Here is a 12,911-nt window from a genome sequence, read left to right on the forward strand (position 1 = left end):
CTGGGTGACGCGCGTAGAAACCTGTCATGCATAAATCACAGCGGATCGTGGCGATCACTGCCGCCTGCGCGCTCGCCGGTGGCGCCCTGTACGGCGCCGGCGCGGCCACGGCCGGTCAGTCGACGGCGAACTCGACCCACGAGCCCTACAACATTGGGCTCCTGGTGAAGGACATCGACACCTACTACGGCACCACCGCCGACGCCAACGGCGTCTACCAGGCGTCCCCGGACAGCCCGTACGCCCAGGACCTGGCGGAGATCGACGCCAGCGCCAAGCGTTATATCGACAAGGCGGCCCGCAAGGCGCACCGCCACGGCGAGAAGCCGGCCGTCGTCTTCGACATCGACGACACGCTGCTGCTCAGCCTCGACTACGAGAAGCGCTACAACTACACGTACAACTCGACCACCTGGGCCGACTACGTGAACAAGGCCGACCGTCCGGCCGTGTTCGGCAGCCCCGAGCTGGTCCAGTACGCCGCGTCCAAGGGCGTCGAGGTCTTCTACAACTCCGGTCTCAGCGAGGCGCAGCGCACCGCCGCCGTTGCGAACCTGAAGAAGATCGGCGCCGATGTGAACCTCGACGCCGACCACATGTTCCTCAAGGACAAGGCCAACCCGCCGGCCTACCTGGGCGACTGCGCCACCCCGGGCACCTGGACCTGCACGACGGTGCAGTACAAGTCCGGTACCCGCAAGCACATCGAGGACGACCTGGGGTACGAGGTCATCGCCAACTTCGGCGACCAGTACTCGGACCTGGACGGCGGCTACGCCGACCGTACCTACAAGCTGCCGAACCCGACCTACTTCGTCTCCTGACGGTCATCCGTAGGTCCTGAGCAGCCGCTCGTACTCGCCCCCGTCACCGGCACAACCGTGCCGTGGCGGGGGCCGGCGGGCAGTGCGTAGTCCGTGGACAGGGTCCACCGTACTCGTCGATGAACAGGTACCACTTCTTCTCGGTGTTGGACCGGAACACGGTCGGCCGCTCGCCCCGCTGAATGGAGCCGCTGCCGATGCAGTCGGAGACGAAGTCGTACGAGGTGCCGGTCAGGTTCCGCGACTTCTCCGCCGTGATGAATTTCGAGCAGGGCGAGCTGGAGATCGGGTCCCGCTCGTCGTTGGTGAAGCGGTAGTACGTCCCCTTGTCCTTGATCACCGTCGAGTCGATGACCGAGTAGTAGGCCTCCGGGGCCCAGGTGTTGCCCGCGGTTTCCGGCGCGTCAATCGGTGTGCGGGTGAGCGGGGCGGCCGAACGTTTCGGTTGTTTTCGCGCGGGGCGCGGCAACCTGTTCCGGCCATGGCGGCGACTGGACTGCGTCCCAACTCCCTAGGAAGGGAACGGCCAGTGCGGCAGAGCACCGGACGTCACCGCAGGACGCGCACCCTCTCGATCGCCGCCACGGTGGCCGTGGCCGCGGGGGCCGGCGGCGTCCACCTCGGCCTGTCGAACGGCGGTGCCCAGGCCGCCACGACCACGGTCACCGTCTCCACCACCGCCCAGTTGGAGTCGGCCGTCAGGAACGCCACCGCCGGTACCGTCATCCAGGTGCGGGGCGGCACCTACTACCCGACCGCCACCCTCAAGTCCACGGCCAGTGGCACCGGTTCGAACCGCATCACCCTCCAGGCGTACGGCAGCGAAAAGGCGCGGATCGACGGCTCCAAGGTGCCCGCGGGCAGTTCTTCTCGCCGGTCACCATCGAGCACAGCTGGGCCTTCGGCAACGGCAGGAACCGGTGGGGCGACTCCGCCTTCGAGGGCAACGGCAACGGGTTCAAGCCGGGCGGTGGAGGTGTTGCCGTCGTGCATGTCGTCAACAACGACGCGGCCTGGGACAACTCTCTCAACGGGTTCACCGAGAACTCCAACACCGGCGCGATCGTGCTGAACCGCAACACCGCGTACGCGAACGCTCAGGCGGGCTTCTTCTTCGAGTCCGGGAAGGCCCGGCCGGCGCGGAACCTGGCGGTGGGCAACAAGGGCGGCTCGGCGAAGGTCAGTTCGCGTACCGTCTCGGCCGCCAACAACTGGGAGAGCGGGGTGAGCACGCCTGCCTTCACGTCCACGGACGCCACGACGGCGTACGGCGCCCGCAGGCCGGACGGCTCCCTGCCGACGACGACCTTCCTCACCACGGGCTCTGCCACGATCGGCTCGACGATGAACTAGCTGCTCCAGGCGGTGGACGGCGGTCCGGCATACGGTGCAGCCCGTGCGAGCCGTGCCGGGCCTGCCGAACGGCTTCTGGTACGACGGGAGCCTCGACCACTCGGAGGAGGGTGTGAGTGTCCGACTACGCGAAGCCGAACCAGCGGTCCGGAGAGCAGGCGAAGGCGCTGGCGGATGCCGCGACGCTGGTCATCGAGGCGCAGCGGCAGGCCGCGGGCCTGGTGCGGAGAGCGGGTGTGGATCTGCAGCCGGAGGAGCGTGACTGGTTCGGGGAGCCCTGCTTGGGCCGACTGGATCCTCCCCCGACGCCTCACGAGTGCGGTTGCCCGGACTACAAGGGCAACGGCAGCGAGCCTTGTCTGAACTCGTTCATCGACTTCACCGGTCCTGATTTCGGCACGGGGTCACCGCGTGTGACGTGTGGGCACCACAAGGGTCAGCACGCCGAGTTCTGAGAGAGCCGCACGTCGCCACACGAACGCCCCCGCCGGTCGTCACCGGCGGGGGCGTTCCGCTGCCGGCCGAGGGGGGCTCAGGCCAGCAGGTCCACGCAGTCGAACGACGTGCCCGTGCTGAGGTAGGCCGTGCCGCCCGAGCCGCTCACGATGGTTGCCGCTGCCGAGCGAAGGGTTGCCGCCCGCTCCGGGATTTTCTACGAGTCGCTCGTGTGCGCCGCGAAGTCGCCGCCCACCGCGCGCTGCCTGCCGTCCGCCGTCGCCCTGATCGTGTAGCTGTCGTCCTTCGCGTCCCGGCCGCCGCGCTCGTGGTTGTACTGCCCGGCGAACACCCACTCGCCCTTGGGGACCGTACGACCCTCCTTGAGCACCCAGGTGTAGACGAGGAAGCCGTCCTGTTCGCCGACGGTCAGGGTGAAGTCCTGCTCCGGCAGCGAGCGCCAGGCGCCGGCCGAGCCGACCCCGCCGGTCTGCGCGACCTTCAGCTGCACGGTCAGGGAGGTGAGTTGCTCACTGGTTTTGAGCGTGACGTTGCTCTGCGCCCAGAAGTCGTTGCTGTGCGGGTCCACCGAGCCGTCCGACCAGAGCGGGCCGTCCGTCTCGCCGTCGGCCGACGGCACCACGGGCGCCGAGGCGGAGGGCGTCGAGGAGGGGGAGCTCCTCGGCTCGTGCGTCTCCGGCGCCCTGCTCGGCGCCGGGTTCACCGGCGGCACCGGGGCCCGGCTCGTCGCATCCGGCGAGGGTGTGGGCGTCGGTGAGACCGCGACCGTCTGCTGCGGGGGAGTGGTGTTGTCCTTGACCGCGGACGCCACCGCGTACCCGCCGACCGCGAGGACTCCGGCGACCGCCGCGGTGGCGCCGACCACGCGCACCCAGCCGAACACCGGCGGGCGCGTGGCCCGGTGGTCGGGGCGGCTCTTCGCGGCCATGCCCCGCTCGACCCGGGCCAGGATGTGCGCGCGGTCGGGTTCGTGGGCCTCGGCCGCCTCGTGCAGCCGGGCGCGCAGCTCGTCGTGCACGTCCTGCTGCCTCATCGGTTCCTTCCTCCGCTCACGCCGCCGCGCGCCATCGCCGCGTGCACCCGCTGCGGAACAACCTGAGTGCCGAGCAGGCGCTGCAGTTCGGCCATGCCCTTGGACGTCTGGCTCTTAACCGTACCCACGGACACCCCGAGGGCGAGCGCGGTGTCCCTTTCCGACAGGTCGAACGCATGTCGAAGTACCACACATGCGCGTTTGCGGAAGGGCAGGCGGCGCAGCGCCGACTGCACGTCCACCACGCCCGCGACGTCCGGGTTCTCGGTCTTCTCCTCGCGGTGCGACCAGAACAGCGCGATCCGGCGCCGCTCGCGCACCGCGCTGCGGATCCGGGTGCGGGCCAGGTTGGCGACCACGCCCCGCGCGTACGCGACCGGATGGTCGGCCGCGCGCACCCGGTCCCAGCGGTGCCACAGCGCCAGCAGCGCGTCCGCGGCCAGGTCGTCGGCGGCGTCGGCCTCGCCGGTCAACAGGTGGGCGAGGCGGGAGAGTTCGGCGTAGTGCTGTTCGAAGAAGGCATGGAACTCCACGGAGGCGGCGTCGTCGACGACTGAGCCCACGGGTGACCTCTTCTCGGTGCAACTCTGTGAGTGTCATGTGTATGACATGTGAACGTCCGGCGGAGCCTGGGACGGAGATCCGGAAGCGTAGCAGTGATCGCTTTCTGTCAGTCGTACGGGGAGTCGGACACCGTATGGCATACCGAACCCGATTCCGTAACACGTTGAAAACCTGAAACGGGTTCAACGTGGGAACAATCCAGCCAGCATCCGCACACGCACATCAGGCAACGAGGAGTGGGACCATGTCCGAGACGCAGAAGGTGGACCAGCGGCCGGATGCCGCGCCACCTGCCGGGAACAGCGTCGACCGGTACTTCAGAATCTCCGAGCGGGGATCGACCTTCGGCCGGGAGATACGCGGCGGCTTCGCCACGTTCTTCACCATGGCCTACATCCTTGTCCTGAATCCGATCATCCTGGGCAGCGCCAAGGACAAGTTCGGCCACACCCTCGACACCGGCCAACTCGTCACCGCCACCGCGCTGGTGGCCTGTGTGATGACGATCATCATGGGTGTCGGCGGCAACCTCCCGCTCGCGATCGCCGCCGGCCTCGGCCTCAACGCCGTCGTCGCCTTCCAACTCGCCCCGCTGATGAGCTGGTCCGACGCGATGGGCCTGGTCGTCCTCGAAGGCCTCGTGATCTGCCTGCTGGTCCTCACCGGGCTCCGGGAAGCGATCATGAACGCGATCCCGCAGCAGCTGAAGCAGGCCATCGGCGTCGGCATCGGCCTGTTCATCGCCTTCATCGGCTTCGTCGACGCCGGGTTCGTCAGCCGCATCCCGGACGTCGCGCACACCACCGTCCCGGTGCAGCTCGGCGCCGTCGGCCGCCTCACCGGCTGGCCCGTCCTGGTCTTCTGTCTCGGCGTCCTGCTGACCATCGCGCTGCTCGCCCGCAAGGTGAAGGGCGCGATCCTCATCAGCATCGTGACGATGACCGTCGTCGCGATCGTCATCGACGCCGTCGCCGACATCAAAAGCTGGGGCCTGACCACCCCGAAGGTCCCGGACAAGATCGTCGCCACCCCGGACTTCGGGCTCGTCGGTCACTTCAGCCTGTTCGGCGGCTTCGCCAAGGCCGGCGTCCTCACCGCCGTCCTGCTGGTCTTCACCCTCATCCTGTCCGACTTCTTCGACGCCATGGGCACCATCGTCGGCATCAGTGCGGAGGCCGGACTGCTCGACGAGAAGGGGCAGGTGCCCGGCATCGGCCGCGTGCTGTTCATCGACGGCGCCGCGGCCGTCGCCGGCGGTGTCGGCTCCGCCTCCTCCAACACCGCCTACATCGAGTCCGCTGCCGGTGTCGGCGAGGGGGCCCGCACCGGCTTCGCCAACCTGGTCACCGGCGGCCTCTTCGGCCTCGCGCTCTTCCTCACCCCGCTGCTGACGATCGTCCCGCTGCAGGCGGCGGCGCCCGCGCTGATCGCGGTGGGCTTCCTGATGATGACCCACGTCAAGCACATCGACTGGGACAAGTACGAGATCGCCATCCCGGCGTTCCTCACCATCGCCGCGATGCCGTTCACCTACTCGATAACCGATGGCATCGGTGCCGGTTTCCTGTCCTATGTGGTCATCAAGACGGTCCTCGGCAAGGCGAAGGAGGTCAACTGGCTGCTGTGGGGCGTCTCGGTGCTGTTCCTGGTCTACTTCGCGATCGATCCGGTGGAGCAGATCCTGGGCGTGAAGTAGAGCGGAGGGGGCGGTCGTGCCGAGCCGCCCCCTCCCGTCGGCTACTTGAGTGCTGCCTGCATCATCGCCTTGGCCACCGGCGCCGCCAGCCCATTGCCGCTGACCTCGGACCTGGCCGCATCCGACTGCTCCACCATCACCGCGACAGCGACCTCCTTGCCGCCGCTGTCCGACTTCCCGTACGACGTGAACCAGGCGTACGGCGTCTTGCTGTTGTTCTCGCCGTGCTGAGCGGTACCGGTCTTGCCGCCGACGGTCACCCCGTCGATCAGCGCGTTCGTACCGGTGCCGTCCTTCACCACCGTCTCCATCGCCGACTGCAGCTGCTCGGCGGTGGAGGAGCTCACGATCTCCTTGGTCTCCGCGCTGTCGTCGTAGTCCTTCAACACATCGCCGCCGCTGTCGGTGATCTGCGAGACCATGTGCGGCGAGACCAGCTTGCCGCCGTTGGCTATGGCCGCGGACACCATGGCCATCTGGAGCGGGGTGGCGGTGACGTCGAACTGGCCGATGCCCGACAGGGCCGTCTGCGCCTTGTCCATGTTCGAGGGGTAGACGCTGGAGTAGGCCCGCACCGGCACGTCCAGCGCATCGTTGTTGAAGCCGAACTTCTCGGCCATCGCCTTCACCTTGTCCTGGCCGAGGTCGACGGCCATCCTGCCGAAGACGTTGTTGCAGGAGTAGCGCAGGGCGACCCGGATGGACGCGTTCTTGCACGGGGCCGACTTGTTCTCGTTGGCCAGCACCCGTGTGGTGCCCGGCAGGGTGTACGGGTCCGGGCTGTCGGTGGGGTCGTCCACGTTCTTGTACAGCCCGTCCTCCAGCGCGGCGGCCGCCACGACCAGCTTGAACGTCGAGCCCGGCGGCAGCGGCTGGCGCAGCGCCCGGTTGGTGAGCGGCTTGTCCTTGTCCGAGTTGAGCTTCTTCCAGGCCACCCCCGCCGTGTTCGCGTCGGTGAGCTGCGCGGGGTCGTAGGACGGGGTCGACACCGCGGCGAGGATCTTGCCGGTCTTCGGGTCGATGGCGACGGCCGCGCCCTTGTTGTCGCCGAGCGCGTCGTACGCCGCCTTCTGCACGGCCGGATCGATCGTGGTGAGCACGTCGCCCGGGTCGGCACGCTCACCGGTGACCGTGTCCATCACGGTCTTGAGCCGGTTGTCCGTGCCGTTGAGGAGGTCCTGGTAGATGCCCTCCAGCTGGGTCGGGGCGTAGGCCTGCGAGGCGTAGCCCGTCACCGCCGCGTACAGCTCGCCGTTCTTGTACGTCCGTTTGTACGCGAGGTCGCTGCCCTTCGTCCGCGCCGAGCCGGTGATCGCGTCCCCGGCCACGATGATGTTCCCGAGCGGGTGTGAGTACGTCTCGATGACGTTCCGCCGGTTGTCGTTGTCGTCCGCGAGGGCCTTGCCGTCGTAGAACTGCACCCAGGTCGCCCTGACCAGCAGGGCGAGCACGAGCAGCAGCGCGAAGACGGACGCCCGCCTGATCGTCTTGTTCATGCCGCTCGTGAAGACGATCGGGACGAGGTCGATCGTTCCCGTACGTCCCGTTTTCTCATCGCACGTTCAGAAAACCGGCCTCGTACGCGGCGATCACCGCCTGCGTCCGGTCCCGGGCACCCGTCTTGGCGAGCACCGCCGCGACGTGCGACTTGACGGTGGCGGGGCCGACGTCCAGGCGCCGGGCGATCTCCGCGTTGGTCAGCCCGGCGGCCATGTGCCGCAGCACCTCGCTCTCCCGTCCGGTGAGCCTGCTCGCCCACGCCGGAGGTGCGGGCGCGGTGCGCGCGTGCTCGGCCGCGAGGGCGCGTACGGCCGACGGGAACAGCAGGCTGTCGGTGCGCGCGACCAGCCGTACCGCCTGGACGAGCGCGTCGGCGTCCGCCCGCTTCAGCAGGAACCCGGCGGCTCCGGCGCGCAGCGCGTCGTACACATAGGAGTCGTTCTCGAAGGTGGTCACGACCACGACCCGGGGCGGCTCGTCGAGGGTGGCGAGGATCTGCTCGGTGGCCCGGATGCCGTCCACCTCCGGCATACGGACGTCCATGAGGACGACGTCGGGGCGCAGCTCCCGGACCACGGACACCGCCTCGGCGCCGGTCGCCGCCTCGCCGACCACCTCCAGGCCGGGCTCGGCGGAGAGGATGGCGCGCAGGGCGGTGCGGACCATGCGCTCGTCGTCGGCGAGGACGATCCGGATGGCGGGCCGGGTCATGTCCGCCCTTTCGTCGGTCACGTGGATCCCTTCAGTGGCAGTCGGACGTGCAGGTGCCAGGTGCCGTTCTCGGCCCCCGCCCGGGAGGTGCCGCCGAGCAGCCGTACCCGGTCGGCGATGCCGCGCAGACCGTGGCCGCCGCCGGGACGGGGAGCGGGACAGGCGCCGAGGGGGTTCTCGACGGCGATGTCCAGGTGGCCGTCGGCGGTGGCGATGCGGAGGGCGACCGGTTCGCCGGCGTGCTTGAGGGCGTTGTTCAGGCCCTCCTGGACGATCCGGTACGCCTCCCGCGAGACCAGCGGGGGCAGGGCGGCGGGGCCGGTGTCGACGGTGGCCGTCACCCGCTGCCCGGCCGCCCGGGTCCGGCGCAGCAGCCCGTCCAGGTCGGCCGCGAGGGTCGGGGCGGGGGCGGTGCCCGGTGCGTCGCCGTCCCGCAACACGCCCAGTACGGCGTCCAGTTCGCCGACCGTGCGCCGGGTGGTGTCCTCGATGGCGGCCAACGCCTCGCGGACGAAGTCCGGGTCGGTGTCGAGGACGCGGCGGGCGGCGCTCGCCTGCAGGGTGACGGCGCTCAGCGCGTGTCCGACGGAGTCGTGCAGCTCGCGGGCGAGCCGGTTGCGTACGGCGAGGTCGGCGGCCCGGGCCTCGGCCGCGGCGAGCCGGTCCGCGGGGCTCGGCCCGAGCAGGGCGGGCGCCCAGTGGGCGAGCAGCGCACCGCAGGCGGCGACGCAGGCGGCGAGGGCGATCAGCATGGCGAGGGCGGCGACCGGGCAGAGCGCCAACGCCCAGCCGTGTTCGAGGACTTCGGGCGTGCCGATCCGGGTGTCGCGCAGTCCCTGGAACAGGGGCAGCAGCATGAGGAACACCGCGAACGGCGGTACGGCCAGCGACATCCCGGAGATGATCCCGCCGAGGCCCAGGTGCAGTGTGAACCAGGCTGCCGTACGCCCCCGTTCGGACCGCGTCCGGGCCGGGCCGTGGGCGAGGGCGTCCCCCTCGATGCCGCACAGGGCGCGGGCAGCGCCGGCCTCCAGCGGTCGGGTCAGCGGAAACAGCGAGGTCACGGTGGCGATCGGCAACCCGACCGCGAACGAGCCGAGTTGCAGGGGCAGGGACCCGAACACGTCGTTCACGCCGGTGAGCGGGCCGACGACCACCGAGCCGACGAGGACGTACGGCATGGCGAGCGCGCCGCCGAGGATCAGATGGATCCAGCGGCGCCGGGCCCGTCCGTCGAAGAGGAGTCCCCACGTTCGGGTCACCGTGGGGTCCTGGCCGAACGGTCCGCGACGTGGTGGGCGGCGACGGTCGCCACGAGCAGGCCGACGATCATCTGCACAGCGTAGGTGAGGCTCATCGCCGGTGTCGGGCGGTGGGCGAGATCGTGTGAGGTCACCAGGGCACCGAGGGCCATCCAGCCGCCCCAGCAGGCGACCGCCCCGGAGCCGACCCAGGCCAGGGCGAGCGGCACGGTGACCGGCAGGGTGCGGCCGCGGCGGAAGGCGAGCTGCCAGGCGCCGGTGACGGCGGCGGCGAGGAATGCGACGTAGACGACCTCCATGAGCCGGCCGCCGCTGAGGTTCCGCCCGGACGTGAACCCGCAGGCCCACAGCAGCCGCAGCGTGGCCGGGAAGAGTGCGAGCAGCGTGGCCGTCACGGCAGTCGTCCGCTGCGCGGCCGCCGTGCCGTGCGCGGGCAGCTCCCACACCCGCCCCCGCCACAGGTGGCCCCACCGCTCGCGGGCGTACCCGACGAACAGCACCCCGAGAGCGAGCCCCTGCACGATGAACCCCCCGTACACGACCCCGAACACCCATCCGTCGAGGAACGGCCGGTCGTCACCGCTGTCCGAACCCCCGTGCACGACCAGCTGCAGCGGAAAGCCCATCATGATCGGCGCGAGCAGCCCCGTGGCGACCCACATCGGCACCGCGAGCACCCAGGCGGGCACCCGCCGCCCCCACGCCTGGGTCAGCAACAGCGCCAGCACGATGACCGCGGCGTCCATGAGCACGGTGAGCCCGTTGGCCAGCGCCATGACCATCCGGTGCTCCAGCAACGGACTCCCGTCCGGGATACCGAGATGACTCCCGGCGATCCAGGCGAGCTTGAGGGACAGGTAGGGCAGACAGGAGACGACGGCCACGAGCCGCAGCACGGGGCGGAGCCGCGGGCCGGCGGCGTCGGTAGTGGTTGAGGAAGCCATGCCTCAACGCTCCCGCGCCCACGGGGCGCCCCACTTCCTGCGTGACGACGATCCGTCTCCGCCGCTCGGTGGAGACGTCGTCCTCCTCAGAGCCTCCGGGTGGCCAGCGTCAGGCGGTCCCGCGCGTCGAACAGGGCGTCCTTGATCATCTGTTCGTGGGCGGGGGTCAGCCGGGCCACCGGGACCGAGCAGCTGATGGCGTCGCGGGCGGGGGTGCGGTACGGGATGGCCACGCCGAAGCAGCGCAGGCCCAGCGTGTTCTCCTCGCGGTCCACGGCGAAGCCCTGCTCGCGGACCTGGTGGAGTTCCTCGATCAGCTTCTCGCGGTCGGTGATGGTGTGCTCGGTCAGGGCGGGCAGGGTCTCCGGGAGGAGCTTGCGGACCTGCTCGTCGGTGTGGGTGGCGAGCAACGCCTTGCCGAGGGACGTGGAGTGTGCGGGCAGGCGGCGGCCGACCCGGGTGAAGGGGCGCAGGTAGTGCTGGGACTGGCGGGTGGCCAGGTAGACGACGTTCGTGCCGTCCAGGCGGGCCAGGTGGATGGTCTCCGTGGTGTCGTCGGAGAGCCGGTCCAGGGTCGGCCGGGCCGCCGCCACCACCTCGTCGCCGTCGATGTAGGAGGTGCCCACGAGCAGTGCCCGCACCCCGATGCCGTACCGCGTCCCGGTCGCGTCCGTCTCCACCCAGCCCAGCTCCACGAGCGTGCGCAGCAGCATGTACAGGCTGGACTTGGGGTAGCCCACGGCCTCCTGGACGGCCGCGAGGGAGTGCATACCGGGCTTGCCGGCGAAGTACTCGAGCAATTCAACGGTCCGCACCGCGGATTTGACCTGCGCCCCGCCTGTCTCGCCTGCCGACATCGCCGTTGACCCCTTCGTTCGACGAGGACCTGGATATATAGTCTCCGAGCAGCGTATTCATCATCAGAGACAGTGTTCAGTATATCGAACGCGACTGATGGTTGACCCAGGAAGTGCGGCCTTACTTGGAGGGACCCGCGGTGGCAGCAGCACCAGTCTGGAGTGTCGACCCGCGCACCGGGAAGCAGCGTGAACAGGTTGCGGTGGAGGCCACAGCCCAGGAGGTGGACGCGGCCGTCAGGGCGGCACACGCCGTGCGCGGTGCCCTCGCCGACCGCACCGTCCGCGCCGCCTTCCTGCGCTCGGCCGCGGCAGGCCTGAACGCGGCGAAGGACGGTCTGATCGAGACCGCCGACGCCGAGACCGCCCTCGGCCCGGTCCGGCTGACCGGCGAACTCGCGCGTACGGCGTACCAGTTGCGGGCCTTCGCCGACATCGTCGACGAGGGCGCCTTCCTGGACGTCATCATCAACCACCCCGACGACACCGCCACCCCGCCCATACCGGACCTGCGCCGCTACAAGGTCCCGCTGGGCGTGGTGGCCGTCTACTCCGCCTCCAACTTCCCCTTCGCCTTCTCCGTGGCGGGCGGCGACAGCGCGAGCGCGCTGGCCGCGGGCTGCCCGGTGGTCGTCAAGGCCCACCCGGACCACCCGGCCCTGTCCGAGCTGGTCGCCAAGGTGCTGCGCCGGGCCGCCGCCGAGCACGGCATCCCCGAGGGTGTCGTCGGCCTGGTGCACGGCTTCGAGGCGGGCGTCGAGCTGATCGAGCACCCGCTGGTCGCCGCCGCGGGCTTCACCGGATCCGTACGCGGTGGGCGTGCCCTGTTCGACGCGGCCGCCGCGCGCCCGGTGCCGATCCCGTTCCACGGTGAGCTGGGCTCGCTGAACCCGGTCCTGGTGACCGAGGCGGCGGCGGCCGAGCGGGCGGAGGCGATCGGCTCCGGCCTCGCCGGGTCCATGACGCTGGGCGTCGGCCAGTTCTGCGTCAAGCCGGGCCTGGTGCTGGTGCCGTCCGGCGCGGCGGGCGACGGCCTGGTCAAGGCGCTCACGGACGCCGTCAGCGACACCGACGCGGGCGTCCTCCTCGACCACCGCATGCGGGACAACTTCGTCGCCGGCGTCGCCGAGCGGGCGCAGCTGCCCGAGGTGGACTCGCCGGTCACGCCGGGCGCGGGCGGCGAGCACACGGTCAGCGCGGGGTTCCTCACCGTGCCGGCGAGCAGGCTGGCCGAGCAGGGCGCGTACGACCTGCTGCTGGAGGAGTGCTTCGGGCCGGTGACCGTGGTGGTCCGGTACGAGGACGCGGGCGAGGCGACGGCGGTCCTGTCGCGGCTGCCGGGCAACCTCACGGCGACCGTCCAGCTGTCGGCCGAGGAGGCCGCCGGCGAGGGCCGGGGCGCCGAACTGCTCGCCGAGCTGACTCCGCTGGCCGGGCGCGTGCTGGTGAACGGATGGCCGACGGGTGTGGCCGTGGCTCCGGCCCAGCACCACGGCGGTCCGTACCCGGCGACCACCTCCACGTCCACGTCCGTGGGCGGCACCGCCATCGAGCGGTGGCTGCGGCCCGTCACGTACCAGGGCGCGCCGGAAGCCCTGCTGCCGCCGGAGCTGCGGGACGACAACCCCCTGGGCCTCCCGCGGCGGTTCAACGGCGGCCTGGAGCGCTGAACGCGTTCACGAGACGGATAAAAGGGAACCTGCGAGACTCG

At 70.4% G+C, this 12,911-nt stretch carries 11 protein-coding genes and 2 pseudogenes; 5 read left to right on the forward strand and 8 right to left on the reverse strand.

Features of this window, described 5'->3' with window-relative positions; genetic code table 11:
• Nucleotides 1-26: 26 nt before the first annotated feature.
• Nucleotides 27-824, forward strand: coding sequence for an HAD family acid phosphatase (locus ACIRVH_RS21330; protein ID WP_403955570.1), 798 nt, complete (start codon nucleotides 27-29; stop codon nucleotides 822-824).
• A 9-nt stretch (nucleotides 825-833) separates the two neighbouring features.
• Here ACIRVH_RS21330 and ACIRVH_RS21335 read toward each other — a convergent pair.
• Nucleotides 834-1,227: pseudogene (locus tag ACIRVH_RS21335) on the reverse strand (1,4-beta-xylanase); the annotation flags it as partial.
• Nucleotides 1,228-1,353: 126 nt separating this feature from the next.
• Between ACIRVH_RS21335 and ACIRVH_RS21340 the strand changes: the two are divergent.
• Nucleotides 1,354-2,177, forward strand: a pseudogene (locus tag ACIRVH_RS21340) (hypothetical protein).
• Nucleotides 2,178-2,293: 116 nt separating this feature from the next.
• Nucleotides 2,294-2,632, forward strand: coding sequence for a DUF6422 family protein (locus ACIRVH_RS21345; RefSeq protein ID WP_403955571.1), 339 nt, complete (start codon nucleotides 2,294-2,296; stop codon nucleotides 2,630-2,632).
• Between the two features lie 197 nt (nucleotides 2,633-2,829).
• Here ACIRVH_RS21345 and ACIRVH_RS21350 read toward each other — a convergent pair whose 3' ends face one another.
• Nucleotides 2,830-3,666, reverse strand: coding sequence for a hypothetical protein (locus ACIRVH_RS21350; RefSeq protein ID WP_403955572.1), 837 nt, complete (start codon nucleotides 3,664-3,666; stop codon nucleotides 2,830-2,832).
• Nucleotides 3,663-4,229: a SigE family RNA polymerase sigma factor gene (locus ACIRVH_RS21355; protein WP_403955573.1), complete on the reverse strand. Its 567-nt coding sequence runs from the start codon at nucleotides 4,227-4,229 to the stop codon at nucleotides 3,663-3,665. Before ACIRVH_RS21355 ends, ACIRVH_RS21350 begins: the two co-directional genes overlap by 4 nt.
• 245 nt (nucleotides 4,230-4,474) lie before the next feature.
• On the opposite strand from ACIRVH_RS21355, the gene ACIRVH_RS21360 reads away from it, so the two are divergent.
• Complete coding sequence (locus ACIRVH_RS21360) at nucleotides 4,475-5,926, forward strand: NCS2 family permease (protein WP_403955574.1); 1,452 nt, start codon at nucleotides 4,475-4,477, stop codon at nucleotides 5,924-5,926.
• 41 nt (nucleotides 5,927-5,967) lie between these two features.
• On the opposite strand, the gene ACIRVH_RS21365 is transcribed toward ACIRVH_RS21360, so the two are convergent.
• The 5 genes from ACIRVH_RS21365 to ACIRVH_RS21385 all read right to left on the reverse strand — a co-directional run bounded on the left by ACIRVH_RS21365 (nucleotide 5,968) and on the right by ACIRVH_RS21385 (nucleotide 11,200).
• Nucleotides 5,968-7,422, reverse strand: coding sequence for a peptidoglycan D,D-transpeptidase FtsI family protein (locus ACIRVH_RS21365; RefSeq protein ID WP_403955576.1), 1,455 nt, complete (start codon nucleotides 7,420-7,422; stop codon nucleotides 5,968-5,970).
• Nucleotides 7,423-7,477: 55 nt separating this feature from the next.
• On the reverse strand, nucleotides 7,478-8,137 hold the full coding sequence (locus ACIRVH_RS21370; RefSeq protein WP_403955770.1) for a response regulator: 660 nt from the start codon (nucleotides 8,135-8,137) through the stop codon (nucleotides 7,478-7,480).
• A 17-nt stretch (nucleotides 8,138-8,154) separates the two neighbouring features.
• Nucleotides 8,155-9,399, reverse strand: coding sequence for a sensor histidine kinase (locus ACIRVH_RS21375; protein WP_403955579.1), 1,245 nt, complete (start codon nucleotides 9,397-9,399; stop codon nucleotides 8,155-8,157).
• Entirely contained in the window at nucleotides 9,396-10,343 is a 948-nt protein-coding gene (locus ACIRVH_RS21380) for a hypothetical protein (protein WP_403955581.1), read from the reverse strand. The genes ACIRVH_RS21375 and ACIRVH_RS21380 overlap by 4 nt, the downstream gene beginning before the upstream one ends.
• An 86-nt stretch (nucleotides 10,344-10,429) precedes the next feature.
• Nucleotides 10,430-11,200: an IclR family transcriptional regulator gene (locus tag ACIRVH_RS21385; protein WP_145874802.1), complete on the reverse strand. Its 771-nt coding sequence runs from the start codon at nucleotides 11,198-11,200 to the stop codon at nucleotides 10,430-10,432.
• Nucleotides 11,201-11,340: 140 nt separating this feature from the next.
• Here ACIRVH_RS21385 and ACIRVH_RS21390 point away from each other — a divergent pair, with 140 nt between their 5' ends.
• Nucleotides 11,341-12,870: an aldehyde dehydrogenase (NADP(+)) gene (locus ACIRVH_RS21390; protein WP_403955584.1), complete on the forward strand. Its 1,530-nt coding sequence runs from the start codon at nucleotides 11,341-11,343 to the stop codon at nucleotides 12,868-12,870.
• Nucleotides 12,871-12,911: the final 41 nt, after the last annotated feature.

The sequence above is a fragment of the Streptomyces sp. NPDC101165 genome, from assembly GCF_044768135.1.
Lineage (GTDB): Bacteria > Actinomycetota > Actinomycetes > Streptomycetales > Streptomycetaceae > Streptomyces.

Excerpts from the sequence above, each read along its gene's own strand:
- ACIRVH_RS21360 (WP_403955574.1), top strand. The coding sequence starts at position 4,475 with ATGTCCGAGACGCAGAAGGTGGACCAGCGGCCGGATGCCGCGCCACCT.
- ACIRVH_RS21370 (WP_403955770.1), bottom strand. The coding sequence starts at position 8,137 with ATGACCCGGCCCGCCATCCGGATCGTCCTCGCCGACGACGAGCGCATG.
- ACIRVH_RS21330 (WP_403955570.1), top strand. The coding sequence starts at position 27 with ATGCATAAATCACAGCGGATCGTGGCGATCACTGCCGCCTGCGCGCTC.
- ACIRVH_RS21385 (WP_145874802.1), bottom strand. The coding sequence starts at position 11,200 with ATGTCGGCAGGCGAGACAGGCGGGGCGCAGGTCAAATCCGCGGTGCGG.
- ACIRVH_RS21365 (WP_403955576.1), bottom strand. The coding sequence starts at position 7,422 with ATGAACAAGACGATCAGGCGGGCGTCCGTCTTCGCGCTGCTGCTCGTG.
- ACIRVH_RS21380 (WP_403955581.1), bottom strand. The coding sequence starts at position 10,343 with ATGGCTTCCTCAACCACTACCGACGCCGCCGGCCCGCGGCTCCGCCCC.
- ACIRVH_RS21350 (WP_403955572.1), bottom strand. The coding sequence starts at position 3,666 with ATGAGGCAGCAGGACGTGCACGACGAGCTGCGCGCCCGGCTGCACGAG.